This is a genomic window from Stenotrophomonas sp. 3diitr2024 (genome assembly GCF_042136455.1).
Classification (GTDB): Bacteria; Pseudomonadota; Gammaproteobacteria; order Xanthomonadales; family Xanthomonadaceae; genus Stenotrophomonas; species Stenotrophomonas sepilia.
In genome coordinates this window covers 26,880-52,183 of sequence record NZ_JBHHMJ010000702.1, presented here as the reverse complement: position 1 = coordinate 52,183, position 25,304 = coordinate 26,880, and the positions used below count along the sequence as shown (strand labels likewise).

The following is a 25,304-nucleotide window of genomic DNA, read 5'->3' as shown; positions in this document are numbered from 1 at the left end:
GTCGCGCAGGTGACTAGTGTGGGCCACATCGCGCGCCCTCAGGTACCTCGCCCCCGAACATCTGCAGCACCCGATCCAACAGAACAGGTTCCGGCACGTCAGCCAGTACCTGCTCCAGGTAATCCAACGGCTCCAACTGCCATTCGAGGAGCGCCCGCAACCGCACAACGGCAGGCGCCCGCTGCTTCGCGTCCAGTGAGACCTGCAACAGCAGATGGTGCGAGCGCCTCTCCAGCCACAGCACGGGTATGCCTCGGCAATGAACCTGGAACTCGGCATCTCGATGCCGCTCAACGAACTGGAAGCCCTGTCGTGGCCGAGCCTCCACGAACTGCATGGCTTGGCGGCGCAACTGCAGAAAGCGATCGCCGGGGATGCTGTGGAAACCGATAGGCGAGGGCTTGGGCGGTGCCAGCCACTGCGTCTGTGCCGCAACCACCACCACAAGACAGAGCGCGGTGGCCGCCCAGCGCCACCAGGCCACTCAGCCCTCCGGATGCAGTCGGGTACTGGCGTGTGCGGTAAGGCCGATTCCGGCCATGATCAGCCCCTCCATCACGCGCGGGCCGACGTATTGCTCCAGCTCGCCGTTCTCGCGGGCGCGCTGCGCGGCCAGCAGAATCTCCAGGACCACGCGAAGCCCGGCCAGCGAGCAGTCGGTGTCCGCCAAGGCGATGCGCCGGCCGGGCATCTGATGGCGTTCAGGCCACGGCTGACCATCGGAGGCGGCGCCGGAGCCGATGCTGTGCAGCAGGGCGATGAGGGTGTTCGGATCCAGCGCGGGGCTGTTCGCAGACGCGTCGTGGATCGGATGCGGGGCAGGGGAGTGGGGCTGGGTCATGGCGGGGCTCCTTGCGTGCATGCAGAAGCCGCCACCGATAAAGGTGGCGGACGATGCGTGGTTCGAAACCCCGTGTGTGGATGACCGGGCAGGCGCAAGGCCTCCACGCACCGCCCGCCATAGCCGACTGACGGATTGCCAGCCGGCACCGCGCGAAGCAGTGCCGGCTGGCAAGTGCGAGCAACATCCACACAACCGGGGTTTCGAATCCCGACCACCGATGCACGGTGGCAGGGCAAGGAATACGCGGACCTATGCGTGATGCCAATGCAGTAGGGCTGATGACGTCACTACTTTCAACATTTTCAGAATCATTGCATATGGCGCAAAGAGGCTGGAGCGTTGCGCTGCAAGGCTATCGACCATGTCGGTGGTGCAGCTCTGCGCGCTGTCGGCATCCGCCCGGCGGGGCTGTGAACAAGGCAAATGCGACAGGCCTGTCCAGCCATGCGCTGCCAATTGCGCGTGACGCGTCACGTTAATGGGTGAAATCTGCGAAGTAAGGCGCTGCATGTCACCATGTGGCGGGGCGAATCATCTGCACAATGCCCCTTGGTAGCTAATGGACGCATCCGCCCAAGAAGGTTTTCATGTCTGGCATGACTGACGGGCAGCAACTACGCAACGCGCAATGGGGCAAGGTGTCGCGCCTGTTCAAGCCTGCGATGATCATTAGCGCGGCGCTGGCGGCAAGCGCAGAAACGCTCTATCGCACAGGGGTATACCCGCGAGCCATCTTCGAGGCGGGCAGCGCTGATGCTCGAACCTGGTTGTATGTGGCACTGATGTACCTGATCGCCTTTCCAGTACTGTTTCTTTGGATGAGGCGACTGCTCGCAGGCTATCCCATGCCATGGAACCCGCCACTCAAGCGCTGGTTGCTGGGCGCGTTCTCCCTGATCCTCTGCAGCGGAATGATCATGCTGCCGGTCATCGTGCTGACTGTTGGAGGCAGCGCTGCAGGTCGCGGCAAAGGGCTGTATCAGCTGTTCACCGGCAGCCTATTCGGCACATTCCTTGTGGGAACGGTGCTCGCCTACGCAGCGGCCCTGGGGGCATGGCTGCTGTTTATCGGAACCCCCAAGCTGCTCTTCCCCAGGCCGGGCTCGCGCTAGGCCCGCTGCGATAGTTTCCTGGAAGTGCAGGTGTTCGAGCCCGCCACCTGCTGCCGGGTCGTCAGTGGCCCTTCAACGCCGCCTTGGTTCGCTCCAGCCATGCGGCATTGTGGCTCCGCGCGTGGCGCGACCAGTGCTGGGCATCGTCGATGATGCTGGCGAACAGGCTGCGGGCCTGCTCGCGATCGTCGGGTTGCGACTGCGCCATCAGCCATTCGGCGTACAGGCAGCGGGCGGCAGCGTCGTTTCCGCATTCCACGGCGCGCTCGAATGCGGCGCGGGCTCCGGGGGCTTTCGCGGTTGCCAAGGCCTGCGCGTACAGCAGGGTCTGTTCCGGCTTGCGGCGCACATTCGGATGGCGGACGAACAGGCCGTCCAGCGTCTCCACCGCAAGCGCAGCGTGCCCGGACTCGAGGCGGGCACGGGCAAGGCCGGTCAGGATGTAGGGATCGTCGCCCAGCGGCGAGCTGGCTGCCTGCTCAAGCAGGGTTCTGGCCTCCTCGGCCTGGCCGGCATCCAGCAGCGTCATGCCCAGGCGAACCCGATTCTGCACGGTCGGCGTGCGCGCCAGTTCGGTACGGGCGTTGCGAAGGTCCTGGCCCGGGTCCATGAGCTGCTTGGCGGAACGGACGACCTGCCGGGCGCCGCGCGAATGGCGGACTTCAGGGAAGTAGATCGCCAGGAAGTAGACGACGCTGCCGAGTAGCGGGAACGAGAACAGCAGGATGAGCCAGTAGAGGCTCTGGCCCGAGCGGATGGCGTGCACCGCGAAGTAGATGGCCGCCAGTACGTGGAGTCCGATTCCGATATAGGGCATGTGTGCCGCCTCGTCCTTGTGAGGGGTGGAACTATAGTGGGGGAGGGGTGGGGCGCCAATGGGCTGGGTGATCGAGCGTGACGCGTCACGTTAATAGACTGGGTTCTGCAGGGCGGAGCGCAGCGTGCCACTATGTGGCGGGGCTGCATTGATGGAAGGGGATACATGGAACGTGCGCAGAAGACGCTAACGATGGCCGATGTTGCGGGATGGGGTTCGGCGCTCGTCACCTTTGGATTGATTCAAGGGGCTTTGTACCTAAAGGAGTATTGGGGGCACTTCGGCCTGGATCCCTTTCAGTTTGTTGCGGTGAGTGAGCTTGCACTGGCAGGGCTTGCTGGGATCGGCATGGTGTTATTTCTCATGCTGCTGGCCTCGCTGTTTGGCGGCTGGGTGGAGATGAAGGTCACGAGCGGCAGCTCCAAAAGCAAGCTGTTCGCATGGCTGTTTCCAGTGCTTTTCTTCACTGTCCTGGGGCTGCTGCTTTGGTGGTCGAACACGTGGCCTCTTCTGATAGGGGTTCTTCTGACGGTCATCTGTGCGTTGATCGTGCATCTTTCGCCGGTGGTGCCCGCCGCAGTGAAAGATTCCCCTTGGCTGATCTACGCCTTGGTGATGCTGGTCTACGTCTCGATAGCGTCAAGCATGCTTGGCTCCCAGCGTGCCGAGAAGATTTCCTCTGGCGGCGGCAAGCACGTGACGGCTGTGACTGTTGATGGAAAGGTCCAGGGCGACCTAAGTCTGATTGGTCGTCTTGGTGACAGCTATGCACTGTGGGACCCGGCGCGGAAGGCTACAGTGCTTGCGCCTGTTGGCGATGTTGGGAGGTTGGAGATTCTGCGAAAGGGTGTGATTCCTGTTCCGGCAGCCCAATAGGGTTGGATCTCGGCAAGCGCCAAGCTGAGAGTGGCTGTGCACTTCAGCACGGGGAGTAGCGATAAGGGATGTTTATCGAGGGTAGGTAAAGCCACCTAGGACTCAAAAGTGGCCGTGGTGACGGGGTGCAACCCTGATCGCTGGATCAGTTCCCCAAACGGTAGCCCAAATTTCGAAGTCCCACCCGGATCAATCCTGTATGTTCGTCACGAGCCTAATCTCTGGGTTGAGTTCGATGTGGCTTGACGATAAGAAGGCAATCACAAGGAGGTTGATGCATGAATAGGTTCTTTAGCACCGAATCCACGGAGTCCGAATACCCGCAGACGGCATATGCGAGGGTCGATCAGTTCGAGCCCATCTACTTCGATGAGGCTGAAGAAGTGACGATCGCGTTTGATGCGATGGACGCAAGCTGGCGAGGGTTCAGGGAGGGTGGCCCGCTAGACCTCAATAGGGCAGAACAGGAAGTAAAACGCTATTGGACGCAGTTGTTCGAGGGTGGAGGTGAGATCGCCGATAACCCCATAGTTTCCGGCTTAGACGAAGTGCCTCTCTATCGGATCGAGATAACCGTCCCCACCTCGCACGAGTATGTAAGCCTGCTGAGGGATGGCGCGCAGTGGGTTCAGATCGAGCTTGCTCCGCGAGGTGAGATAGAGGCCTTCGTATTCGCAGGCGCCTTTGCCAATCCGGTCCAAGCATGGATAGAAAGCCTGACCCCAAAAGGGGTCCCGGCTACCGCTCTGGACAGGATATTCGACATGAGCTTGTGGCCGAAGGCCACAGAAGCTCAAATTTCCGCTGAACTCCCCAGAGGATGTCCGATTGAGCAGTTGCTGATGCTTGACATAGGGCAGGGGTCGGCGAACGCGCTGACTTGCAAGTGCGGCCTTCCGCGTCTTTACTTTGATGTGGGTTGTGGCGTGTACGGGAACAAGAAAACGTGTCCGCCAGGCATTCAGTTCTGTACGTGTGATAAGCCTTTGGTGATCCTCTCGCATTGGGATGCAGACCATTGGACTGCGGCAACGCTGGATACGGACCTGCTGAAGTTGACGTGGATAGTTCCATGTCAGACCATCAGCCAAAGCCACGCCACATTCGCTGCATCGATTCTTGCCGCCGGAGGGAAGCTCCTGATTTTTCCTCCTTACGGGACCGTAACGTGGGGGGCGCCTCAGCTCGAGATCAGACAGTGCAAAGGCGCTCTGAACAACAAGAACGAATCCGGGCTAGTCCTTATCGTAACTAATAAGGAACTCGACAGAACTTGGCTACTAATGGGAGATGCGCCATACAACCTGATTCCAGGCGATCTTCCTGAGAACATCTCGGTGATAGTGGCGCCGCATCATGGCGCGAAGATGTCGCCAAATAGTGTCCCGCCGGCAAGGCCTGCACACGACTACGCAAGGTTGCTGTACTCGTTCGGGCCAGGGAACACGCATGGCAGGACAAAAGTGCAACACCCTACGATCGAATCGGTCATCGTGCATCAGAGCGAAGGCTGGAAGCATGGTAGTTGGGTCCCCCCGATGCTGCCATCGGACCCGGGGAGTACAGTTGCCGGATTAGATGGTGACGTGCTTGCTACCGCTGTCCATTTGGTTGATCACATCGGCGGAGCGCGAGTGGGCTGGCTCGGCATGCCGAGCGCTCCGATTCACCTGCTTACGTGTGGAAAGACCATGTCGATTCCGCAAACCTGAGCGCAAACGTCTCGCTTAGGCCTGGGAGTGTGTGGCCGAATAGAGCTCGATAGTCAAAAGCGTCGATGACTTTCACTCATAAAGACCAGAGGGCCGCGGTTAGAGAAACGGAAGTGTTCGCTTCTGACCGGTGGCGGAAACTAGGCCGCAATTCCCGCGATAGCGCACGCGCCGGGTGCTCAGCCGGCCACGGTGGTCACGAAGGTTGTCGAGACGCCCAAGACGAAGGAGAAGCTTCCTGCGGGCGTTCAGTACATTCTGGACATGGCGGCCAATGCCAGGGCGAGGCACGCCGGGTGGTACGGCCAGCGCGACATCGTGGAGTTTCGCGCGTCAGGCGGCGGGCAAGTGCTCGATCGTTTCACCACTGAGCAGCTGTGGGCGCTGGGCTGGTCTGTGAAGCGAACCGAGTTTGGTGTGCTGCTTGAGCGCTAAGGGGCACGAGATCATTGCCACAACTTGGCCCGTAGACCCGTTTGGCGAGCAGTCCGATGCTACGACCGCGCGCATAAAGGCTGCGGCGGGGTCGCCTGTGACGAGCGCGAGCGAGACACAGCCGACCACCGCCGCGGCGAACGGCAGCACCCTAATTGCAGTTGGGAAGCGCCCCTTGGGCACGTTCCCAGAGACGCCGCCTTATCCGGCCAGCTTCTAGCTATGCGTCCTTGGCGCTGCAGGCCTGTGAGGCAGTAGGATGCCAGGTCGCAGTGACGCCTGAGGAATGAAGCTTGTCTACGTACTTGGCGAGGTGATGGAGCTTATTGGTGTAATCAACCAAGTCGCGCACTGTCGGGTCATCGAGATGGTTTGGTTCGTGCGTCATTCGATTCCGATCTTTCACCACTTCCTCAAGCATTTCGCGTTCGTCGTTGGAGTAGAACCGGCCAAGCTTTTCGTGTGATTTTGCGGCGGCGCCATCAGTTGGATAGCGCCTAGGCTTTGCGAACTTCTTCCACAGCTCAAACTGCGAAATTATTCCGGATCTAGCAATGATGGCCTCGATTCTCCGGGGACCGGTTCCAACGCCCGGAAGGCGCAGACCCTCATTCTCTGAGATGGGTTGTCCAGTGACTAGCTCAATGGCCCGCGCGAACTCGTTGCCCGTGTATAGATATGCAGGTATGGACAGTTCGCCCCCTTCAACGGCCGTAGTCAAAATGGGGCCGTCCTCGACCTTGACCGGATGGGAAAGGGATGTGAAACGCTGGCTTTCTACGATTTTTGCTGTGGCGACTGCCATGTCATGCGCGCGCATGGTGTCAATCAGCCACGCTGATGACAATTCAAGATATGAAACAAGGTTTGCAGCAAAGTCACGATTCATGCGAACACCTGCGGCGATGGCGGGTTGATGTATACGGGGCAGGGTGGGAGTAACTTGGTCCGGTGCCCCGGCTTTGATGGCCTGGGAGGTAGAATGCGCTGAAGCCTATGAGGCCGATATGGATATCCGAATCGGAATTCTCGCACTGCTGCTTGCACTTCCTCACGCCCTCGAGGCGGGGGCGTTGCGTTCAGCGGTTGGGCCGCCGACGCCCCCCAGGGCGGCATCTGGCGCGCCGAAGACACATAACCTCGGCGCCGAGCCCCTGAAATGCCAGCAACATCTTGATCCACGCATCCGACTTTACTGCGCGGAAATTGAACGATCGCTCATCCAGAACGAAGCGCACCGCCAAGGGATACCGACGCCATCGGGCGAAATTGTCCGCCTACCGGCCTACGGCAGCGCGGACGCCAAGCGTCTTGGCGCGGCTTGCATGGGCGGAACCGCGATGCGGCGCCTCAGCAACGGCTGGGAACAGTTGCGAAATGCCAAGGGCGAATGGCTGCGCTGCCGCGAGCAATAAGCCGGGGTGTAAGCGCCTCACACGCGCTGACGAGGCCTCGGCCCACGGCTCATGTAGACAACATTGGATGCCCCGGCGTCGGAACCGATCGCGCCCACGCCGAACTGCCGTTCTCGGCGAATTCTGAGGGCTTCGGCTAGGTAGATGACACTAGATTTCGCCGTAGTTGACGCCTTCCGGGCAGCTGCAGCTCGGGGAGACGCCTCAGCCATCATCAGCCGCCATTCGCGCGCAATGTTGCAAGTCAGGGACCACCAGGCCATGTCGCATGGCTCAAGCTGATGACCTTCGGGGGTGAACATGTGTCCACCTTGGAATCCGAAACCGGCCCAAGGGCCGGTTAGGTCAATGCGATCATGGGGATCCATCTTGCTCATGCTGCGATCTCATCCTTGTCGGGGGAGCCAACAGGGAGGCAAGAGCCAAGCCAGAGCCGCAGCCATTGCCAGATCGAGCCGACGAACCGGATCACGCCCGATACAGCATTTCGCATAATGTATATTATGTTCATTACGCCATTGCCCGATCCAGGCTTCACCAGTCACGCCCCTGATCCACTCCAGGCGCCGGCCTGATTGTCAGTGATTCGATCACTGCCAACCGCCCTTTGGGCTTCCCTCAACCTCTGCAGGAATGGCAAAGGATCTTGCGGATCTGACAGTGGCGGGTAAAGACGGCTTTGCGGGCGTAGTTTTGCCGCTGATCTTGCCGTGGCTGCACGCCAGCCTGGCAAGAGCGCTTTCGCCGATTCGGCACCAACAACCGAGGCCTCAGGAGCGCGTTCTGGCACCCCAGCCGTAGCCACTCAATGGTCGTGACGCGTCACGCTATTGGGCCGTTCCATGCCGGCGAGCTCCATGCCATCTAGGCGCGGGACCGCGTCGATGCGCTGAGGATGAGCGCCACATACGCAATCAACGTGCCGGCCGGCAAACCCCAAACCTCCATCTCCCAGTTCCTCCGGTACGGGGATGGGCCTGTCACCGCCCAAACCAACAGCAAGGCGGCCGTCACCAGCACCGTCCTGTTGGCGATGGAAATGAGCTTGTCTGCAGATTCATGGCCCAGATTGGGATCCCATCCGAAGAGCCAACGCAGGCGCTTCCAGTAGTCGTGCCCCACAGCCAACAGAAAGAGGAACGCGCCCGCCAGCAGACTCAGCAAAAACTGTACCAATGGATTCAAGGGACATCCTCAGGAATTGTGCAGCCAGCTCGGCTGGATATCGCCGACCACGCGCGGCGGACGCATCGCATCACAGGAACCTGTGCATCACAAAGACATCCACCAGACCCAGCGTCCCATGCCGGAACGCCTTGGGTAACGTACCGACCACCTCGAACCCCAGCTTCCTGTACAGCGCCACCGCCGGGGCATTGGTACTGACCACGTAATTGAACTGCATGGCGAGGAATCCTTCCGCCCTCGCCCGTTCCAGACTGTGTTCCACCAAGGCCCGGCCCACGCCCTGCCCCTGTGCGAAAACATCCACCACATACGTGGCGCTCGCCACATGCGCCCCCAGATCAGGGAAGTTCGGGCCCATCTTGTACATGCCCACCACCCGGCCCTGCAGAACGGCCACATAAGGTGTCTGCGGCAGGAGCCAATGCGCGCGAAACCTTTCGACTTCAAAAGACCCGGCAAAGGGCAGCGCATCCTGCGCCGCAATGGCCGCCTTGAACATGCCCCACATCGCGTCGAAATCGCCTGCATGGGCGGGCCGGATCTCCATGCGTCTCCTGCAGATTTGTGGTGATGACCAGGCCGGACACTACCAGAATCCAGCCCCTGCCCCATGGCTGCTTCACGCGCCACCGCCATCGGCTCCGCAATAGTTGTGGAAATTCCGGCCCTCAGAGCAGTAGATGTCTCCTGTTTCCGTGCACATCCCGCACCGGCTTCGACGGTGGCGCGTTCCCGCGTACGTCCTGCTGGGCATCTACCTGCTGTACCTGCTGGCCGGCAACATCTTCCTCAATACCCCGCTGTTCGATCAGGTCACCAACCGCAAGCCGCACAAGTTCGTGATGACCACCGGCCCGGCCATCACGCTGCTGCCCGGCCATGTCATCGCCTGGAACGTGCACATGCGCGGCCACGTGAACCACACGGTCTACGTGCTGCATGCCGAGCGCGCCAGCGCCCGGTTGGCGGTGCTGCCCCTGTTCCAGCGCGAGGTGCGGGTTCCGCGCTTGCAGGCGACGGGGGTTTCCGCCGAGATCAGCCGCGTCGAAGAAGCCATCCCGCCACCACCGCGCAGCGACCGCGGCTGGACGCTCCGTTTCGATGCCATCCACAGCGACAGCATCCGCAGCGCACGCTTTGGCAAGTTGCTGATCATTGGCAAGGGCCGGGGTACGGTGGGCTTCCTCAAGCAGCTGCGCGGCGGGCCGTCGGAGCTCTTCGAATCCGAGGTGGCGTTCAGCGATGCGGACACCAGTTTTGACGGCGTGCAGCTGTTGGGCGACATGGATCTCACCGCGCGCTTCAGCTATCCGCGCCACTATCGGGACCAGGCGCCCGGTCTGGCCAAGTTGAAGCTGCTGCATGCCCAGCTTGAGGTCGACGCCCGCAGCCAGGGCCTGCGCATGGACACGGATGCCACAACGCCGAAGATCTCCAGCGCGCCCGTACCCGGACGCCTGCAGCTGGCGCTGCACCTGATCGACGGCCAGCTGCAGCCCGGGGACCGCGCAATCTGGCAGGTGCCGCTCTACCTGGGTGATGGTGCCCCCAATCGCGGCGTGCTGGCCCTGCAGCTCAATGTGTCCAACGACCTGCGCCTGCAGGCCCGCCTGCCGCCCAAACCCGGCTCAGGCAGTGAAGTGGATGCGGATCTGCGCGTCCGTGGCCGGGACATCCCCTTCCAGCAGCCCGCCCAGCTGCTGGAACGCAGCTCTGGTACCGTGCGCGGCGAATGGACGTTCACTTCGCTCAACTGGATCCCTGCCCTGTTCGTTCGCAAGCCGTGGCTGCAGCTGGACGGCGGTGGCACGCTGAAAGCGGATCTGCGCGTGCGCAACGGCGAACTGATCGAATGCAGCACCGTGGACATTCCGGCCGCCGAAGCCGTGGCCGAAGTCGCCGGCGTACGACTGGCGGGCACGGCCAGCGCCCATGGCGAATTGAAGGCCGGCAGCCCCAGCCAGGCACAGCTGGCTGTCCGGCTGCCACGATTCACTGCACGGCCAACCGATGCCAAGGATGTGCGCCTGTTCGACGGCCGTGATCTGGCCCTGGACCTGACCGGTGATGGTCGCCTGCAGGAGCTGCGCAAGGGTGTCCGCGCGCACCTGCGCTTCAGCCAAGCAACGATTCCCGACCTGGCCGCCTACAACCGCTACCTGGACTCGCCGCAGGTGCGACTGCTCCGTGGCACCGGCAGCCTGAGCGGCGATGCCACGCTCGACACCGATGGACGCGTCGGCCACGGCACTGCCCGGCTGCTGGGGCGCAATGCCAGCGCCAAGGTGGCAGGGCTGGACATGGGCGGCGACATCGACGTGAAGGCAACGCTGCGCCGCGGTGACTTCAATCAGCGTCATTTCGATCTGTCCGGCACCACCGTCGAGCTGCGCAATGTGCAGGTGGCGGATACAGAGCAAACAAGCGCATGGAAAGGCCGCGTGGCCTTCAAGCGTGGCCGCATCGACGCGCAGTCGCCCTTCCAGGTCGATGCCACCACGGATCTGGATCTCAGCGATGCCCGGCCGTTGCTTGCACTGTTCGCAGAGCGTACCGACTACCCGCGCTGGACCCTGTCGCTGTTGGATTCCGGCCAGGTGCAGGCACGGGCGACGCTGCGCTGGCGCCCGGGCCATCTGATCATCGATGGACTGCAGGCCGAGAACGATCGGCTTTCGGTACGCGCGCGGCTGGATCTGCTCGACCAGCGCAAGCGCGGTGATCTCTACCTGCGCTGGGGGCTGCTGGGTGCGGGCATCGAGCTGGACGGTGACCAGCGCCAATGGCACCTGGCGAAGGCAAGGGAGTGGTTTGACCAGCGACCTTCCCTGCTGCCAGCGAGCCAGGGAGCCGGTGCCGTCGGCTCTTCAGATTGAAGGCCGACAGCCTGCATCCATTCGCTGCCCCTGTGCGTAGACAGGCCGCATACGTATCAAGGAGCTGCACGGTATGAAGCGGAGTTCACAGGTTTCCGGACTTCTGGGATGGGTGGCGATCACCTTCGTCGCGGCAACCCTGGGGGCGTGGGCGTCCACGTCCGCAGCAAGCTTCTACGCCAGCCTTGCCCTCCCCGCATGGGCACCACCGGCCAGCGTCTTTGGCCCGGTGTGGACACTGCTCTACGCCATGATGGCGGTTGCCGCGTGGCTGGTCTGGCGCGAACGCGGTTGGCGCGGCGCACGGCCCGCGCTGCTGCTCTATCTGGTGCAGCTGGCCGTCAACGCGCTATGGAGCTGGCTGTTCTTCGGCTGGAAGCTGGGCGCGCTTGCCTTCGCCGACATTCTTGTATTGATCGTGTTGGTGTGCGCGACGATCGTCACGTTCGCGCGCATCCGCCGGCTTGCGGCGGTGCTGCTGCTTCCTTACCTTGCCTGGATTTCGTTCGCCTCGGCGCTCAACTTCGCCGTCTGGCGGGCCAATCCCGGGCTGCTGTGACACGCGGATCCAGCGTTCAGGCCTGGGCCACGGCCTGTGGGCACCAGGTCCGCAGCAGGGCCGGCTTGAACGCCTGCTGCCCGCAACCGGTGGGGCACCGCACCACTCGCGCTGCAGTATGGCTGACCAGGCCCTGCCCTTCTTCTGCCTTGAAGATCGTCTCGCAGGAAAGGCAACGCGCTACCAGCGAGTACAGGTGCAGCAGCCGGCCACTGGCTGGATCCTGCAATGCATCCACATCCAGCAATTCAAATTGGCAGCTGTCAGGGAGCATACGGTACTGGGGCGCGGGTGCGGTCTGCAGGTTCACGGGCGTGGCATCTGTTGGAAGTGCAGTCACCGTAGGGCAGCCGCTGTCTAGTTGGCGTGCAGCGCAGATGTGCTGGCCGCGAAACCTGCACCGGTCTCTGCATCGAAATCTGCTAGGGTGCGCGCCGATGCCTACATCCACATTGCCAGCACAACCCGATCACCCCATTGCCCTCAGCGCCGCCCTGAAAGCGCACACCCGAGCGGCCCACGATCGCCTCGACCAGCACCTGTTACAGCAACACATCTTCGCGTCGCGCCAGCGTTACCTCTGCTTCCTGCGCGTGCAATGGCACTTCCATAGCGCTGTTGCGCCGCTGTACCGGATGCAGGATCCGGGCGCGACCCGCTTGCCCCTGATCGAGGAGGATCTTCGCGACCTCGGCGCTTCCGTGCCGGCACCCCATGCCTGGCAACCGCAGCCGCATGTGTTCTCGAACGCGACCGTTCTGGGCTGGCGCTACGTAGCGGAGGGCTCGACGCTGGGAGCGTCCGTGCTGTTGAAGATGGCCGCTGCGTTGCAGCTTCATGCCGGGTACGGCGCGCGCCACCTGCGTCCTTCCGAGCTCGGTGTGGCCGAGTACTGGAGACGCGAGCGGGAGGAGCTGGATGCGCTCGTTTTAAGTGACCAGGAGCGCGCACAGGCATGTAGGGGCGCGACAGACGCCTTCCTGTTCATCCGTCGCTGCGTAGATGAAGAATTCAGGTTTGAATGAAAGGCCCTTCACATTCACGTGGTGGTATGCGGCGGCACGCTTTTGCTTCACCATCCATGCACACCGGATGCAGTGCTGGGCCGTTCCAGCCATCCACGAATCATGAGTCCCGCCCTTGACGCCTCCTACCGAATCCGCGCACGACACTGCCCTGTCCCGTTGCGCGCGCGAACCGATCCACACCCCTGGCGCGATCCAGCCCTACGGTGTGCTTCTGGTCGTTGAACCGCAGTCCCTGCAGGTACGCGAGCGCGCCATCAGCCACCCCGGGCTGCTGAAACAGTTCGGCGAACCGTTGATGCGGCACGTCAGTGAAGTGCTGGGCGGCGTGCTGGCACCGTTCCAGGGCGTGTTGCAACAGGCGACGGTGGGCAGCAGCGCGCATGTCGGTGCCGTGCACCTGGATGGGCACGGCCGCCATCAGCTGCTCGTGCACCGCTCCGCCACGGATCTTCTGGTCGAGCTGGAGGCGCCGGTTCCCGGCCAGCCCGGTTCGCTGGAAGAACTGTATCCAGCCATCCGCGAGCTGATGACCGGCATTGAATCGGCAGCGACGGTGGAAGACCTGTGCAGGCTTGCGGCCGCGCACATGCGGCGGCTCACCGGCTTTGACCGCACCCTGGTCTATCAATTCGATGCTGGCTGGAATGGCATCGTGGTGGCCGAAGATGGCAATGGCCTGTTGCCGTCCTACCTGGACCTGCGCTTTCCCGAGTCGGACATTCCCGCACAGGCCCGCGAACTGTACCGCCGGAACCGGGTGCGCCTGATCGCGGACAACAACTATACCCCTACCCCGCTGATGCGGGCCGAAGACCACCGCGAGGCGCCACCGACCGACCTGAGCCTGGCCGTGCTGCGCAGCGTGTCCCCCGTGCATCTTCAGTACATGCGCAACATGGGGACCGGGGCGTCGATGTCGGTGTCACTGGTACATGAGGGGCGGTTATGGGGCCTGGTGTCCTGCCACACCGTGCAGCCACGCCGCCTGCCCTACCACGTGCGTACCGCCTGCGAGTTCATGGGCCAGATCCTGTCGCTGCAGATTGCACTGAAGGAGCGCGCGCTCGCGATTGAAGAACGCGTCGCGCGTCGCTCGATACTGGTCAAGCTGCTGGGCCGCATGGCCGGCGACGAAGAATTCATGGCGGCCCTGCGCCAGGACGAAGGCAGCCTGCTGTCGCTGACCGGCGCGGCCGGGGCTGCCATCGTGCACAAGGGCGACTGCATGCGCGTGGGTGAGTGCCCGCCCGCCAGCGACGTGCTGGCGCTGGCCGATTGGCTGGCTACCCGGCAGCCCGGCCAGGAAACCTACTGCACCGACCACCTTGCCGCCGACTGGTCGCCTGCCGCGCACCTGGCCGATGTAGCCAGCGGCCTGCTGGCAGTGTCCATTTCGCAGCTGCATGACAGCTACCTGATGTGGTTCCGGCCGGAGGTGGTGCGAACCGTGCGCTGGGGGGGAGACCCCCGCAAGACCGCAGCGCCCGGCGTCGCACTCTCCCCGCGCAGCTCCTTCGACGCCTGGAAGGAGACCGTGCGGCAGCGCAGCCTGCCGTGGACCGACGCCGACTGCGATGCGGCGCACGAGATGCGCACGGCCATCGTCGATATCGTGCTGCGCAAGGCCGAGGAGATGGCGGAACTGAACGAACAGCTCCTGCGCAGCAACAAGGAACTGGAAGCCTTTTCCTATTCGGTCAGCCACGACCTGCGCGCCCCCTTCCGCCACATCGTGGGCTATTCGGAGCTGCTTGGCAGCTCGGCGGGCGACCGCCTCAACGAGACCGAGCGCCGCTTCCTGGATACGATCGTCGATTCGGCAAAGTCCGCCGGCACACTGGTGGATGACCTGCTCAGCTTCTCGCAGATGGGACGCTCCACGCTGGGGCGGGTGCGGCTGGACATGGCTGCCCTGGCCGAGGACGTGCGCCGGAGCCTGGCGCTGGATTACGCCGGCCGCGACGTGCAGTGGACGCTCGCGCCGCTGCCGGAGGTGGAAGCCGACCCGACGATGCTTCGCCTGGTCTGGCAGAACCTGCTGGCCAACGCGATCAAGTTCACCCGCGAGCGTGAGCACGCGATGATCGAGATTGGGCACGACCGCAGCGACGACGAAGATCACTTCTTCGTGCGCGACAACGGCTGCGGCTTCGACATGCGTTACGTCGACAAGCTGTTCGGTGTGTTCCAGCGCCTGCACCATGTGGAAGAATTCGAAGGCACCGGCATCGGTCTGGCCAACGTACGCCGCATCATCGGCCGCCATGGCGGCCGTACCTGGGCCGAGGGCGAGCCCGGCAAGGGCGCGACCATTCACTTCACCCTACCCCGCTCCACAGGAGAACACCCATGAGGGACCTGCGGCCGATCCTCCTGGTAGAGGACAGCCCCAAGGATGCAGAGCTGACGATGGCCGCGCTTGAGCGCTGCCAGCTGTTGAACGATGTCATCCATGTACGCGACGGCGCCGAAGCGCTGGATTACCTGCGCTGCGAAGGCAAGTTCGCCGGTGCCATGCACGGCGGCCCGGTGGTCGTGCTGCTGGACCTGAAGCTGCCCAAAGTCAATGGCTTGGAAGTACTGGAGCAGGTCCGTGGCGACCCGTACCTGAGCAGCACCCCGGTTGTGATGCTGACCTCTTCGCGCGAGGAGCAGGATCTGGTGCGCAGTTACGAACTGGGCGTCAACGCATTCGTGGTCAAGCCGGTCGACTTCAAGGAATTCTTCGACGCCATCCAGGGCCTGGGCATGTTCTGGGGCATCACCAACCAGCCGCCACCGCATCGGCCCAACGGCTCGGGGCAGCGCAATGCGTGATGGATCGCGCCGCAGCGAGCGCCTGCGCATCCTCATGCTGGAGGACAGCGCGCTTGATGCGGAGCTGATCAGCGCCCAGCTGCAGCGTGCCGGCCTCGATTTCGAGGCCGAGCGCCTGTGGACCCGCAACGCGTTCATCGAGGCCATCGAAAGCCGCCCGTTCGACGTGATCCTCGCCGATCATGTCCTGCCAGGCTTCGATGGTGACGCAGCACTTGCCCTGGCGCGCGAGTGCGTGCCGCACACGCCTTTCATCTTTGTTTCCGGCACCCTTACCGAGGAACTGGCGGTACAGGCACTCACGCGCGGCGCCCGCGACTACGTGGTGAAGCAACGCCTGCAACGCTTGCCCGACGCCATCCGCCGCGCTCGCCAAGAGGCGCACGAGCGCACCCAGCTGGCCAATGCGCAGGCCGCGCTGAACGAAAGCCAGGCCCAGCTGCAGCAGGTCACCGATGCCGTCCCGGCGCTGATCGCCCAGTTGGACAAGGACCATCGCTACCGGTTTGCCAACAAGGCGTTCCTGGACTGGCATGGATTCAGCCTTGCAGAACTGCTGGGTCGGCCGGCTCGGGATGTCAGCGGCATTTCCGCCTTCGAGCACGCCCTGCCCAGCCTGGAACGCGTACTGCAGGGGGAGCGAGCCCGCTTCCAGGTCGAACTGATCCATCGCAGTGGCGAATTACGATTCGTGCAGATGGACTGCGTGCCCGAGCATGCCGCCGATGGCAGCGTGGCCGGGTACATCTGCCTGGGCAGCGACGTTTCGCTGCTGAAGCAGGCCGAGCTGGCCCTGCGCGAAGACAACCAGCTGCTTGAGCAGCAGGTACAGGCACGCACGGCCGAGTTGCGCGCCAGCAAGCGGCGCCTGCAGGCGATCTTCGAATCCAGTTTCCAGCACCAGGTGCTGCTGGATCTGTCCGGACGCGTGGTCGATGCCAATGACGCGTCACTGGCCGCGGTGCTGGGAGACAAGAAGGACGTCGTTGGCCAACGCTTCGCCGAATCGGTCTGGTTCGGCACCACCGAGGGCATCAGCGCGCTGATCGATCGGGCCGTGGCCGCAGCCGTACAGGGCCGCAGTTCACTGCATGCGCTGGAACTGGAACTCCCGACCGGGCGGCGCAGCTTCGATTTCTCGTTCCGTCCACTGCTCGATACGGAAGGGGTGGTCACCGCTGTGGTCTCCGAGGCCGTGGAAACCACCGCGCGCGTGCAGGCTGAGCATGCGCTGCGCCAGTCACAGAAAATCGAGGCGGTCGGCCAGCTCACCGGCGGCATCGCACATGATTTCAACAACATCCTGACGGTCATATCCGGCAACGTCGAGCACGCCATGCTGCTCAGCGAGCGCGCGGGCGAACCCGGAGCGATGGTGAGCCGTGCGCTGGACAATGCACTGAAGGGTGTCGTCCGTGCCGCCAGCCTGACCCAGCGTCTGCTGGCATTTGCCCGCCGCCAGCCGCTGCGCAGCCAGGCCGCCAACCTCAACGAGCGCCTGCTGGACATGCACGACATGCTGCAGCGTGCGCTGGGTGAGCTGGTGCAGTTGGAGATCCGCAGCGCCGAGGACATCTGGTGTGTCGAGATCGACGTCAGCCAGCTGGAGGCCTCCGTACTGAACCTGGCGGTGAATGCCCGCGATGCGATGCCGCACGGCGGCCGGCTGGTGATCGAGGTCGACAACAGCCACCTCGACCACGACTACGCTGCGCTGTTCCCGGATGCGACGCCGGGCGAGTACGTGATGCTGCGGGTGCGTGACAACGGCCACGGCATGGATGCGGCGACGCTTGCCCGGGTCTTCGAACCCTTCTTCACTACCAAGCAGGTTGGCCGTGGCACCGGCCTGGGCCTGTCGATGGTGCACGGGTTCGTCAAGCAGTCAGGCGGCCACGTACTGATCGATTCGGTGGAAGGCGGCGGCACCAGTATCACCATGATGTTCCCGCGCTCACCGCTGGCCCTGCCCTCCGAAGCGCGCACCCCGCAGACCGGCCTGGCGGGCTACTCGCCGCGCGAGGAAACCATCCTGGTGACCGAGGACAACGACGATGTCCGCGCCCACACGGTGGATGCACTGCGGCTGCTGGGCTACCGGGTATTGGAAGCCCACGACGGCCCCTCCGCACTGCGGCTGCTGGAACGCCCTGATACCAAAGTGGACCTGCTGTTCTCTGACGTGGTGATGCCCGGCATGTCGGGCTGGGAGCTGGTGCGTGAAGTCCGTGAACGCTGGCCGGAAGTCGCCGTCCTGTTCACGTCGGGCTATCCGCGCGACCACGACCAGGTGGGCAGCCAGGGACGGGCCGTTGCACTGCTGCCGAAGCCGTTTACCCGCAGTGACCTGGCGACTGCGGTACGCACCGCGCTGGAGACGGTGCCACACTGAGATCAGGACGCCGGATCGCGCGCGCCAGCAGCGATCCGGTTGATGTCCGCGCATTCCACCGTGCCCGGCGGATGCTCCCGCCCGGCCAGTGCGATCATCGCCTGGCCCAGCGCCAGATTGCTGGTCATCAACGACGGCGCAACGGCGCCGGCCAGTTTCATCAAGGGCGCACCGCCCCAGTACAGCGGCTTCAGCAGTGCATGACGGGTGCCGGTACCCGGGACCGGACGAACGCCTCCGGGGCGCAGCATCACCGTGCGCACCGGCAGGGCCTGCAATGCCACTTCGGTCTCGCCCTTGACCCTCAGCGGCATCAATCTGCTCTGTGGATCCGCGCCGGCACCGGATACATACAGGAAACATCCCTCGGGATTCGCAGTTGCCCAGGCGCGGGCCACCGCCAGCGTGATGTCCCGGGTCACGCGTCGATACTCGGCCTCAGCCGTGCCGACCGGTGGCGCACCGGCACAGTAGAAGCATGCGTCGAACCCGGCCAGTTCATCCGAGCGCCCCTGGATATGCAGGAAGTCAGGAACAACCAGCTCCCTACCCGCTCCGCTGAGGCTGCCCGGGCGCCGCACCAGCGCGGCCAGATGGCCGACCTGCGGCGAGCGCTGGCAGGCCAACGCCACGCCCTGCCCGACCAGGCCCGAGGCACCGGTCAACAGAATCCTCAACGCACCTTTCCCGGTCATGGTCGCAGCCACGCTAGAGTTTCACGAAACGCTGGATCTTCCGCGCCAACCAGCCACTGAACACCAACGGCGCGTCCAGCGCTGAAACGCAGATGCAGGGAACACCCGGGGCAGTTACCGGTTGATGCTCCACCTCCTCATCCAGGTCCGCCACGTCGCCCGGCGCGAACAGCCCCAGCGCGTCGTTGTACGAGCCCCGCAGGATCTGGGTCAGTTCGCTGCGGCCATGGCTGTGCATCGGCAGGCACTTGCCCGGGGCAATCTTCAGCATGATCAGCGAGGGCATCTGCTCAGCCCTGATGCAGTGCACGCCGGGCGCCATCCAGCGCCAGCGCAGGGCACTGAGCGAAGCGCCGAAGTAAGGATGCAACGAGGCGGGCAGATGGTCCGGATCGGCCTCGGGCCGCTCCCTCGGCACAGGGCGCCTGGTTCCGGCGATGGCGCTCGGCACTTCCGAGGCCAACTGCATCAGCATGGCCTCGCGCAACTGCTCGCGACGCGCATCGGCTGCGGGCGGTTGGGTCTGCTCCAGCAGCACCGAGCCGATCGCCTCGGCATCGCGCAGGCGCTGGCGGCAGTGGGGGCACTGCTCAAGGTGGGCACCGGCCACGATGCTCAACGGCGCCGGCAGCGCGCCGGCGGCATAGCTCATCAGCGTGGATTCGTGCAGGTGGTGGTGCGGATTCACAGCGCACCTCCCACTTTGGCCTGCAGTTGCAGGAACGCACGTCGCAGGTGTGACTTTACCGTTCCCAGCGGCATGCCCAGCGCCTGGGCAATCTCGCTATGGCTCTTCGCCTCGAAATAGGACATCCGCACCAGCCTCGCCTGCACGGCGGGCAGCTCGTTGATGCGCTGGCGAAGGCGCGCCTGGTCGGCGAACTGCTCGGCGCTGCTGCGCTCGATCATCTCCACGGCCGCGGCGTCTTCCACCGCTGCCTGCACCCGCATCCAGCTGCGCTCGCGACGGATGCGGTCGATATGCAGGTTTCGCGCGATCCGGTACAGCCAGGTACTCAGCGCGCCTTGGGCTGCATCATACTCGGCCGCCCGCAACCACAGGCGCAGCAGGCACTCCTGCGCCATTTCCTCGGCCACGGCGTCGGGTGCCCCCAGGCCACGCAGATACACGCACAGCCGCGGCATGAAGTAGTCATAGATCCGCATGAAACAGTCGCGGTCGCGCAGCCGCGCCACACTGTCCATGTCATCGGCCCAGTTCGTCGGCTCGCTGCTGGGCTGCTGGGAACTGGACACGGTGCGTGCGGTATCGAAGTTGAGGAGGGTGCTGGCAGCGTCAGGGTACATCTGCGTGAGCGGCGGGCAGGTGAAGGTCTGTCCTCTCTACGCGCAGGGGCGGCCATTGGATGCAGCAGGCACTGTGCATCCAAGCAGCCGCGCCCGCCGTATGACCTGAGCCTCCCTACCGGATGAACACCATGCGCACTGCCTGGCTGCTGCTGTGCCTGCCCCATGCCGCGCTGGCGGCGCCCTGGCTGCGCAACGAGGGCGTGGCCACCTCGGCGCAGGGCGATCTGCTCTATCGTGAAGTGCACTGGCGGCGCGGCCCATCGGAGGGTGCCGAGCGCTGGGTGCTCTATCAGTGCCCGGATGGCCGCCCCTTCGCCCGCAAGCATCTGCCGGCCAGCGCCCGCCCGCAGGCCCGGGGTTATTCGCTGCAGGACAGCCGTAGCGGGCAAACCGCTGAAGTCGACGCCAGTGGCGAGTCGGTGTCGATCGCCTGGAAAGAAGATGCCGCCAGCGAGCTGCGTCAGCGTCGGCTTGAGCTGGCACCGGATGCGGTGATCGACACGGGCTTCGACGCCGCGGTGCGCCAGCATTGGCCAGCGCTGCTGCAAGGTGAACGCATCAGCCTGCCCTTCCTGGTGCCGGGGCGGCAGCGCTTCTTCCCGGTGCAGGTGCGGCGTACCGGCCCTGTTCGCTGGCAGGGCATCGACGCCCAGGCCATCGAGGTCAGTCTGGACACCTGGTACGGCGGCATCGCGCCGCGCCTGTCGCTGGTCTATGCCAGCGCCGACCGCCGCCTGCTGGAATTCCGCGGAACCAGCAACCTGCGCGATACCCGCGGCACCTACCCACAGGTCACGGTGCGCTTCAGCTCGCCGGTGGCCGAGCGGTCCGCCAACGAATGGCAACAGGCCTGGACGCAGCCCCTGGTCGGGCGCTGCAGCGTGATGCCCAAGTGAAGCCGAAATTCTCCACAGCCGGCCGCATCCATTGCGCGCACTGCTGCGTAGAGGAAGACACGACACCCGCCGAGATCCGCCATGGCCTCTGTAGCGCCCCTCCCCCGCCGACGCTGGCGCCTGCTGCGCACCCTGAAGCGCTGGGTCGACACCGGCAGCGCTGCGGACCACGCCGCTGGCGAGCCCGGACGCATCGACTGGCTGCGCGCCGTACCGTTCGCGTTGATGCACCTGGCCTGCATCGCGGTGATCTGGGTAGGCATCTCGTGGACGGCAGTGATCGTCGCCACAGCCCTCTACGCAGTGCGCATGTTTGCGATCACCGCCTTTTACCACCGATACTTCTCGCACCGGACGTTCCAGGCATCGCGAACGGTGCAGTTCGTGTTCGCAGTGATCGGCGCGTCCAGCGTGCAACGCGGGCCACTGTGGTGGGCCGCCCACCATCGCCATCACCATCGGCATGCCGACCAGCCACTGGACCCGCACTCGCCTCGCGAAGGCGGCTTCTGGCGCAGCCACATGGGCTGGTTCCTCACCCGCGAGGCATTCGCCACGGATCTATCGCGCGTGCCTGACCTGGCGCGCTTCCCGGAGCTGCGCTGGCTGGACCGCTTCGATACGGCGGTGCCGGTACTGCTGGCTGCTGCGCTGTACGCACTCGGCGCCGGCCTGGAGCGCTGGGCGCCCGGGCTGCACACCTCTGGCCCGCAGTTGCTGGTGTGGGGCTTCTTCATCTCCACCGTGGTGCTGTTCCACGCCACCGTCACCATCAACTCGCTGGCCCATCGTTTTGGCCGGCGGCGCTTCGAGACCCGCGACGACAGCCGCAACAACCTCTGGCTGGCGCTGCTTACCTTCGGCGAGGGCTGGCACAACAACCACCATTTCTTCCCCGGCACCGTCCGCCAGGGGTTTCGCTGGTGGGAGATCGACCTGACCTGGTACGGGCTGCGCGCAATGGCGGCCATGGGCCTGGTGAAGGGGCTCAAGCCCATCCCCGAGTGGGTACTGGCCAAGGCGAGGTACTGACATGCGCATCGCGATCATCGGCTCCGGCATTGCCGGCCTGGCCAGCGCCTGGTGGCTGGACGGCGAACACGAAGTGACGCTGTTCGAGGCCAACGATTACCTGGGCGGGCATACCCACACCCATGACGTGCAGGTGGACGGCACGCGCATGGCGGTGGATACCGGTTTCATCGTCTTCAATCCCCTGCACTACCCGCTGCTGACGGCGCTGTTCGAAGAACTGGGTGTGGCTTCGCAGCCGACCACCATGAGCTTCTCGATGCACAGCGAGCGCAGTGGCGTCGAGTACAACGCCACTTCGCTGGATGGCCTGTTCTGCCAACGTCGCAATCTGGTTTCGCCGCGCTTCTGGGGAATGCTGGCCGACCTGCGCCGGTTCTACCGGGATGCGCCGCTGCTGCTGGCGGAAGACGAAGGCCCGACACTGGGCCAGTACCTGCGCAGCCAGCGCTACGGCACCGCTTTCATCGACGAGCACCTGCTGCCGATGGCTTCGGCACTGTGGTCGTCACCGACCGCCACGGTCATGCAGTTCCCGGCCCGCTACCTGGCCCAGTTCATGGCCAACCACCAGATGCTGCAGATGACCGGGCGCGCACCCTGGCGGGTAGTCAGCGGTGGCTCGGCACGCTATGTCGATGCCCTTCGCGCCCGCTGGCGGGTGCGCGAGCGGCTGGAATGCCCGATTCACTCGGTCGAACGCATGCCGTGGGGCGCGCGCGTGCACAGCGCGGCCGGCGTGGAGGGTTTCGACGAGGTCATCCTGGCGTGCCACAGCGACCAGGCGCTTGCCCTGCTGCATGACGCCGATCAGGTCGAAAGCGAAGTACTCGGCGCCATCCGCTACCAGCCCAACGAAGCAGTACTGCATACCGATGCATCGTTGCTGCCGCGCAACCGCAAAGCATGGGCTGCATGGAATGCACACGTTCCCATGGATCCAGGCGCGCCCTGTACGGTCAGCTATTGCATGAACCTCCTGCAGGGCCTGCCCGGTGACACCCCGCTGGTCGTGACCCTCAACCGCAGCGAGGCGATCGACCCGGCCAAGGTGCTGCGCAGGCTGCACTATGCCCACCCGGTGCACGATCATGCCGCTATCCGTGCCCAGCAGCGCTGGGCAGAACTGCAGGGCCGCCGCCACACCTGGTTCGCGGGCGCATACTGGGGCTGGGGCTTCCACGAAGACGGCATCCGCAGCGCCCGCCGCGTGGTGGACGCGATGCGCGAGTGCACCGCGCACCGTGACAGCGTTGTACCCGGCGAGGTGGCAGCGTGAGTGCCAGCGCACTCTACTTCGGGCAGGTGATGCACCGACGGCATCATCCGCAGCCCCACGCATTCCGCTATCCGATCGCGCAGCTGCTGCTCGATCTGGACGAGCTGGAGACCGTGTTCGCCGGGCGCTGGCTGTGGTCGGTCAATCGCCGCAACCTGGCCGAGTTCCGCCGCAGCGACTACTTCGGCAATCCCGCACAACCCCTGGCCGATGCGGTGCGCGACCGTGCCGCGGCCACCCTGGGCTATCGGCCTACCGGCCCGGTACGCCTGCTCACCCATCTTCGCTTCGCCGGGCACGTATTCAACCCGGTCAGCTTCTACTACTGCTACCAGTCCGATGGCAGCACCCTGGACTGCATCGTCGCCGAGATCACCAATACGCCCTGGAAGGAACGGCACGCCTATGTGCTGCCAGTCGCCACGGCCACCCACGAAGGCGCCTCGCTGCGCTGGCGGTTCGACAAGCGCTTCCATGTCTCACCGTTCATGCCGATGGATTGCCACTACGACTGGCGGTTCAACTGCCCGGAGGATGATCTGCGCGTGCACATGCAGGTCTGGCGCCAAGGCGTTCGCCAGTTTGATGCCACCCAGACCATGCAGCGGCACGCGCTGGATGGCCGCGGGCTGGCCCGGGTCCTGGCCTGCTATCCCTTGATGACCCTGCAGGTGATGGCCGCCATCCACTGGCACGCGCTGCGGCTGTGGCTGAAGCGCAACCCCGTGCATGACCACCCTGCCCTTGCCGAGAAACCACGATGAACTCGATGACTCCCCTGGTCGCCCTGCCGCGTCCCGGCGCCTTGGATGCCTTCCTGCGCCGCCGCCTGCTGGAACAGCTTGCCCCCATGCGCGACGGCCGCCTGTGCGTGCGTGATGCACTCGGCGAAGTCTGGCTGGGCGAAGCTCATGGCGAACTGCAGGTGACCGTCACCATCGATGACCCGGCGTTCTACCGCAAGGTTGCAGCGCAAGGTAGCGTGGGCGCAGGTGAAAGCTACATCCAGGGCGAATGGCACTGCGATGACCTGGTGGCGCTGATCCGGCTGCTGGTGCGCAATCGCGACCTGCTCGACGGCATGGAGCGCGGCCCGGCCCGCGTGGGCGGCTGGCTGCTGCGCGGCTGGAACCGCCTGCGCCGCAACAGCCGTGAAGGCAGCCGCCGCAACATTGCCGCGCACTACGACCTCGGCAACGACTTCTTTGCCCTGTTCCTGTCGCCGGACCTGATGTATTCCTCAGCCCTGTTCGACACAGAAGACGAGTCGCTGGAATCCGCCTCCCGGCGCAAGCTGGACCGCATCTGCCAGCAGCTCCAGCTCAAGCCGGGCGATCGCGTGGTGGAGATCGGCACCGGCTGGGGTGGTTTTGCGCTGCACGCCGCGCAGCACTACGGCTGCCACGTCACCACGACCACCATCTCCGCCGAGCAGCACGCGCTGGCTGCCCAGCGCGTGCAGGCAGCGGGCCAGCAGGACCAGGTCACGCTGCTGATGCAGGACTACCGCGACCTGCAGGGCCAGTTCGACAAGCTGGTGTCGATCGAGATGATCGAAGCCATCGGCGCGGAATACCTGGACACCTACATGGGCACGCTGCAGCGCCTGCTCAAGCCTGATGGCGTTGCCCTGCTGCAGGCCATCACCATCGAGGACCATCGCTACGAGCAGGCCCGGCGCAGCGTCGACTACATCAAGCGCTATGTGTTCCCCGGCAGCTTCATTCCGTCGATCAACGCGATCATGGCCGCCAAAACGCGGTCCAGCGACCTGCAGCTGATCGCCCAGCAGGACTTCGGCCACTCCTACGCGCTGACCCTGCGCGCCTGGCGCCAGCGCTTCCTCGACCGGTTGCCCGACGTGCAGGCGCAAGGCTTCGATACGCGCTTCTGCCGCCTTTGGGAGTTCTACCTGGCCTACTGCGAGGGCGGCTTCCTGGAGCGCTCGATCGGGGTCTCCCATCTGCTGATGGCGCGCCCGGGGCATCGCCCGGGCGCCTCATCGGGCCAAGGCAGCTGA

At 64.4% G+C, this 25,304-nt stretch carries 27 protein-coding genes; 16 read left to right on the top strand and 11 right to left on the bottom strand.

Annotation, left to right across the window (positions count from 1 at the left end; genetic code table 11):
• Positions 1 to 13 precede the first annotated feature (13 nt).
• Positions 14 to 484 carry a hypothetical protein gene (locus tag ABGA94_RS18300; RefSeq protein WP_375367882.1) on the bottom strand — a complete coding sequence of 157 codons (471 nt, stop codon included), beginning with the start codon at positions 482 to 484 and terminating at the stop codon, positions 14 to 16.
• The gene (locus ABGA94_RS18295) at positions 485 to 841 is read right to left on the bottom strand and encodes a hypothetical protein (RefSeq protein WP_138969993.1); all 357 of its coding nucleotides are present in this window, start codon (positions 839 to 841) and stop codon (positions 485 to 487) included.
• 590 nt (positions 842 to 1,431) lie between these two features.
• On the opposite strand from ABGA94_RS18295, the gene ABGA94_RS18290 reads away from it, so the two are divergent.
• The gene (locus ABGA94_RS18290) at positions 1,432 to 1,956 is read left to right on the top strand and encodes a transporter (RefSeq protein ID WP_375367881.1); all 525 of its coding nucleotides are present in this window, start codon (positions 1,432 to 1,434) and stop codon (positions 1,954 to 1,956) included.
• A gap of 61 nt (positions 1,957 to 2,017) precedes the next feature.
• Here the strand turns inward: ABGA94_RS18290 and ABGA94_RS18285 are convergent, their stop codons facing one another.
• Positions 2,018 to 2,773 carry a tetratricopeptide repeat protein gene (locus tag ABGA94_RS18285; protein ID WP_235649592.1) on the bottom strand — a complete coding sequence of 252 codons (756 nt, stop codon included), beginning with the start codon at positions 2,771 to 2,773 and terminating at the stop codon, positions 2,018 to 2,020.
• A gap of 165 nt (positions 2,774 to 2,938) precedes the next feature.
• On the opposite strand from ABGA94_RS18285, the gene ABGA94_RS18280 reads away from it, so the two are divergent.
• From ABGA94_RS18280 to ABGA94_RS18270, 3 genes are all read left to right on the top strand, one after another.
• Positions 2,939 to 3,649 carry a hypothetical protein gene (locus tag ABGA94_RS18280; protein WP_375367880.1) on the top strand — a complete coding sequence of 237 codons (711 nt, stop codon included), beginning with the start codon at positions 2,939 to 2,941 and terminating at the stop codon, positions 3,647 to 3,649.
• Between the two features lie 278 nt (positions 3,650 to 3,927).
• Positions 3,928 to 5,361: a hypothetical protein gene (locus tag ABGA94_RS18275; protein WP_235649590.1), complete on the top strand. Its 1,434-nt coding sequence runs from the start codon at positions 3,928 to 3,930 to the stop codon at positions 5,359 to 5,361.
• Positions 5,362 to 5,553: 192 nt separating this feature from the next.
• The gene (locus ABGA94_RS18270; protein ID WP_231109023.1) at positions 5,554 to 5,796 is read left to right on the top strand and encodes a hypothetical protein; all 243 of its coding nucleotides are present in this window, start codon (positions 5,554 to 5,556) and stop codon (positions 5,794 to 5,796) included.
• A 220-nt stretch (positions 5,797 to 6,016) separates the two neighbouring features.
• Here ABGA94_RS18270 and ABGA94_RS18265 read toward each other — a convergent pair whose 3' ends face one another.
• On the bottom strand, positions 6,017 to 6,685 hold the full coding sequence (locus ABGA94_RS18265; RefSeq protein WP_146257041.1) for a hypothetical protein: 669 nt from the start codon (positions 6,683 to 6,685) through the stop codon (positions 6,017 to 6,019).
• 118 nt (positions 6,686 to 6,803) lie between these two features.
• Between ABGA94_RS18265 and ABGA94_RS18260 the strand changes: the two genes are divergently transcribed.
• Positions 6,804 to 7,211, top strand: a complete 408-nt coding sequence (locus ABGA94_RS18260; RefSeq protein WP_231109024.1) for a hypothetical protein — start codon at positions 6,804 to 6,806, stop codon at positions 7,209 to 7,211.
• A 17-nt stretch (positions 7,212 to 7,228) separates the two neighbouring features.
• Here the strand turns inward: ABGA94_RS18260 and ABGA94_RS18255 are convergent, their stop codons facing one another.
• The 3 genes from ABGA94_RS18255 to ABGA94_RS18245 form a co-directional block, all read right to left on the bottom strand.
• On the bottom strand, positions 7,229 to 7,513 hold the full coding sequence (locus ABGA94_RS18255) for a hypothetical protein (protein WP_321573330.1): 285 nt from the start codon (positions 7,511 to 7,513) through the stop codon (positions 7,229 to 7,231).
• Between the two features lie 562 nt (positions 7,514 to 8,075).
• Positions 8,076 to 8,396, bottom strand: a complete 321-nt coding sequence (locus ABGA94_RS18250; RefSeq protein ID WP_235649588.1) for a hypothetical protein — start codon at positions 8,394 to 8,396, stop codon at positions 8,076 to 8,078.
• Positions 8,397 to 8,466: 70 nt separating this feature from the next.
• The gene (locus ABGA94_RS18245) at positions 8,467 to 8,946 is read right to left on the bottom strand and encodes a GNAT family N-acetyltransferase (protein ID WP_111127669.1); all 480 of its coding nucleotides are present in this window, start codon (positions 8,944 to 8,946) and stop codon (positions 8,467 to 8,469) included.
• A 133-nt stretch (positions 8,947 to 9,079) separates the two neighbouring features.
• Here ABGA94_RS18245 and ABGA94_RS18240 point away from each other — a divergent pair, with 133 nt between their 5' ends.
• Positions 9,080 to 11,275, top strand: a complete 2,196-nt coding sequence (locus ABGA94_RS18240) for a hypothetical protein (RefSeq protein WP_375367879.1) — start codon at positions 9,080 to 9,082, stop codon at positions 11,273 to 11,275.
• Between the two features lie 73 nt (positions 11,276 to 11,348).
• Positions 11,349 to 11,834: a TspO/MBR family protein gene (locus tag ABGA94_RS18235; protein WP_005416521.1), complete on the top strand. Its 486-nt coding sequence runs from the start codon at positions 11,349 to 11,351 to the stop codon at positions 11,832 to 11,834.
• A 16-nt stretch (positions 11,835 to 11,850) separates the two neighbouring features.
• Here the strand turns inward: ABGA94_RS18235 and ABGA94_RS18230 are convergent, their stop codons facing one another.
• The gene (locus ABGA94_RS18230) at positions 11,851 to 12,144 is read right to left on the bottom strand and encodes a hypothetical protein (protein ID WP_088497482.1); all 294 of its coding nucleotides are present in this window, start codon (positions 12,142 to 12,144) and stop codon (positions 11,851 to 11,853) included.
• Between the two features lie 127 nt (positions 12,145 to 12,271).
• Between ABGA94_RS18230 and ABGA94_RS18225 the strand changes: the two genes are divergently transcribed.
• From ABGA94_RS18225 to ABGA94_RS18210, 4 genes are all read left to right on the top strand, one after another.
• The gene (locus ABGA94_RS18225) at positions 12,272 to 12,859 is read left to right on the top strand and encodes a biliverdin-producing heme oxygenase (protein WP_375367878.1); all 588 of its coding nucleotides are present in this window, start codon (positions 12,272 to 12,274) and stop codon (positions 12,857 to 12,859) included.
• A 115-nt stretch (positions 12,860 to 12,974) separates the two neighbouring features.
• Positions 12,975 to 15,215, top strand: coding sequence for an ATP-binding protein (locus ABGA94_RS18220; RefSeq protein WP_111127675.1), 2,241 nt, complete (start codon positions 12,975 to 12,977; stop codon positions 15,213 to 15,215).
• Entirely contained in the window at positions 15,212 to 15,679 is a 468-nt protein-coding gene (locus ABGA94_RS18215) for a response regulator (protein ID WP_005416517.1), read from the top strand. Before ABGA94_RS18220 ends, ABGA94_RS18215 begins: the two co-directional genes overlap by 4 nt.
• Complete coding sequence (locus tag ABGA94_RS18210; RefSeq protein ID WP_262221726.1) at positions 15,672 to 18,071, top strand: response regulator; 2,400 nt, start codon at positions 15,672 to 15,674, stop codon at positions 18,069 to 18,071. Before ABGA94_RS18215 ends, ABGA94_RS18210 begins: the two co-directional genes overlap by 8 nt.
• Before the next feature lie 2 nt (positions 18,072 to 18,073).
• On the opposite strand, the gene ABGA94_RS18205 is transcribed toward ABGA94_RS18210, so the two are convergent.
• The 3 genes from ABGA94_RS18205 to ABGA94_RS18195 are packed head-to-tail and all read right to left on the bottom strand — an operon-like array spanning position 18,074 to position 20,074.
• Positions 18,074 to 18,766 carry an oxidoreductase gene (locus tag ABGA94_RS18205; RefSeq protein ID WP_188247397.1) on the bottom strand — a complete coding sequence of 231 codons (693 nt, stop codon included), beginning with the start codon at positions 18,764 to 18,766 and terminating at the stop codon, positions 18,074 to 18,076.
• Positions 18,767 to 18,779: 13 nt separating this feature from the next.
• A complete protein-coding gene (locus ABGA94_RS18200) occupies positions 18,780 to 19,454 on the bottom strand; it encodes a ChrR family anti-sigma-E factor (RefSeq protein ID WP_005416514.1) in 675 nt (224 codons plus the stop codon).
• Positions 19,451 to 20,074, bottom strand: coding sequence for a sigma-70 family RNA polymerase sigma factor (locus ABGA94_RS18195; RefSeq protein ID WP_005416513.1), 624 nt, complete (start codon positions 20,072 to 20,074; stop codon positions 19,451 to 19,453). The genes ABGA94_RS18200 and ABGA94_RS18195 overlap by 4 nt, the downstream gene beginning before the upstream one ends.
• 131 nt (positions 20,075 to 20,205) lie before the next feature.
• On the opposite strand from ABGA94_RS18195, the gene ABGA94_RS18190 reads away from it, so the two are divergent.
• From ABGA94_RS18190 to ABGA94_RS18170, 5 genes are all read left to right on the top strand, one after another.
• Positions 20,206 to 20,973: a hypothetical protein gene (locus ABGA94_RS18190; RefSeq protein WP_032954199.1), complete on the top strand. Its 768-nt coding sequence runs from the start codon at positions 20,206 to 20,208 to the stop codon at positions 20,971 to 20,973.
• 81 nt (positions 20,974 to 21,054) lie between these two features.
• Positions 21,055 to 22,005: an acyl-CoA desaturase gene (locus ABGA94_RS18185; RefSeq protein ID WP_138951147.1), complete on the top strand. Its 951-nt coding sequence runs from the start codon at positions 21,055 to 21,057 to the stop codon at positions 22,003 to 22,005.
• 1 nt (position 22,006) lies between these two features.
• A complete protein-coding gene (locus ABGA94_RS18180; protein ID WP_375367877.1) occupies positions 22,007 to 23,284 on the top strand; it encodes an NAD(P)/FAD-dependent oxidoreductase in 1,278 nt (425 codons plus the stop codon).
• Positions 23,281 to 24,048: a DUF1365 domain-containing protein gene (locus ABGA94_RS18175; protein WP_069138572.1), complete on the top strand. Its 768-nt coding sequence runs from the start codon at positions 23,281 to 23,283 to the stop codon at positions 24,046 to 24,048. Before ABGA94_RS18180 ends, ABGA94_RS18175 begins: the two co-directional genes overlap by 4 nt.
• Positions 24,045 to 25,304, top strand: a complete 1,260-nt coding sequence (locus tag ABGA94_RS18170; RefSeq protein WP_005416508.1) for a cyclopropane-fatty-acyl-phospholipid synthase family protein — start codon at positions 24,045 to 24,047, stop codon at positions 25,302 to 25,304. Before ABGA94_RS18175 ends, ABGA94_RS18170 begins: the two co-directional genes overlap by 4 nt.

What these genes read in the sequence shown, in the direction of transcription:
- ABGA94_RS18295 (WP_138969993.1), bottom strand. Translation starts at nt 841, where the DNA reads ATGACCCAGCCCCACTCCCCTGCCCCGCATCCGATCCACGACGCGTCT.
- ABGA94_RS18290 (WP_375367881.1), top strand. Translation starts at nt 1,432, where the DNA reads ATGTCTGGCATGACTGACGGGCAGCAACTACGCAACGCGCAATGGGGC.
- ABGA94_RS18285 (WP_235649592.1), bottom strand. Translation starts at nt 2,773, where the DNA reads ATGCCCTATATCGGAATCGGACTCCACGTACTGGCGGCCATCTACTTC.
- ABGA94_RS18280 (WP_375367880.1), top strand. Translation starts at nt 2,939, where the DNA reads ATGGAACGTGCGCAGAAGACGCTAACGATGGCCGATGTTGCGGGATGG.
- ABGA94_RS18275 (WP_235649590.1), top strand. Translation starts at nt 3,928, where the DNA reads ATGAATAGGTTCTTTAGCACCGAATCCACGGAGTCCGAATACCCGCAG.
- ABGA94_RS18265 (WP_146257041.1), bottom strand. Translation starts at nt 6,685, where the DNA reads ATGAATCGTGACTTTGCTGCAAACCTTGTTTCATATCTTGAATTGTCA.
- ABGA94_RS18260 (WP_231109024.1), top strand. Translation starts at nt 6,804, where the DNA reads ATGGATATCCGAATCGGAATTCTCGCACTGCTGCTTGCACTTCCTCAC.
- ABGA94_RS18255 (WP_321573330.1), bottom strand. Translation starts at nt 7,513, where the DNA reads ATGTTCACCCCCGAAGGTCATCAGCTTGAGCCATGCGACATGGCCTGG.
- ABGA94_RS18245 (WP_111127669.1), bottom strand. Translation starts at nt 8,946, where the DNA reads ATGGAGATCCGGCCCGCCCATGCAGGCGATTTCGACGCGATGTGGGGC.
- ABGA94_RS18240 (WP_375367879.1), top strand. Translation starts at nt 9,080, where the DNA reads ATGTCTCCTGTTTCCGTGCACATCCCGCACCGGCTTCGACGGTGGCGC.
- ABGA94_RS18235 (WP_005416521.1), top strand. Translation starts at nt 11,349, where the DNA reads ATGAAGCGGAGTTCACAGGTTTCCGGACTTCTGGGATGGGTGGCGATC.
- ABGA94_RS18225 (WP_375367878.1), top strand. Translation starts at nt 12,272, where the DNA reads ATGCCTACATCCACATTGCCAGCACAACCCGATCACCCCATTGCCCTC.
- ABGA94_RS18215 (WP_005416517.1), top strand. Translation starts at nt 15,212, where the DNA reads ATGAGGGACCTGCGGCCGATCCTCCTGGTAGAGGACAGCCCCAAGGAT.
- ABGA94_RS18210 (WP_262221726.1), top strand. Translation starts at nt 15,672, where the DNA reads ATGCGTGATGGATCGCGCCGCAGCGAGCGCCTGCGCATCCTCATGCTG.
- ABGA94_RS18205 (WP_188247397.1), bottom strand. Translation starts at nt 18,766, where the DNA reads ATGACCGGGAAAGGTGCGTTGAGGATTCTGTTGACCGGTGCCTCGGGC.
- ABGA94_RS18195 (WP_005416513.1), bottom strand. Translation starts at nt 20,074, where the DNA reads ATGTACCCTGACGCTGCCAGCACCCTCCTCAACTTCGATACCGCACGC.
- ABGA94_RS18190 (WP_032954199.1), top strand. Translation starts at nt 20,206, where the DNA reads ATGCGCACTGCCTGGCTGCTGCTGTGCCTGCCCCATGCCGCGCTGGCG.
- ABGA94_RS18185 (WP_138951147.1), top strand. Translation starts at nt 21,055, where the DNA reads ATGGCCTCTGTAGCGCCCCTCCCCCGCCGACGCTGGCGCCTGCTGCGC.
- ABGA94_RS18180 (WP_375367877.1), top strand. Translation starts at nt 22,007, where the DNA reads ATGCGCATCGCGATCATCGGCTCCGGCATTGCCGGCCTGGCCAGCGCC.
- ABGA94_RS18170 (WP_005416508.1), top strand. Translation starts at nt 24,045, where the DNA reads ATGAACTCGATGACTCCCCTGGTCGCCCTGCCGCGTCCCGGCGCCTTG.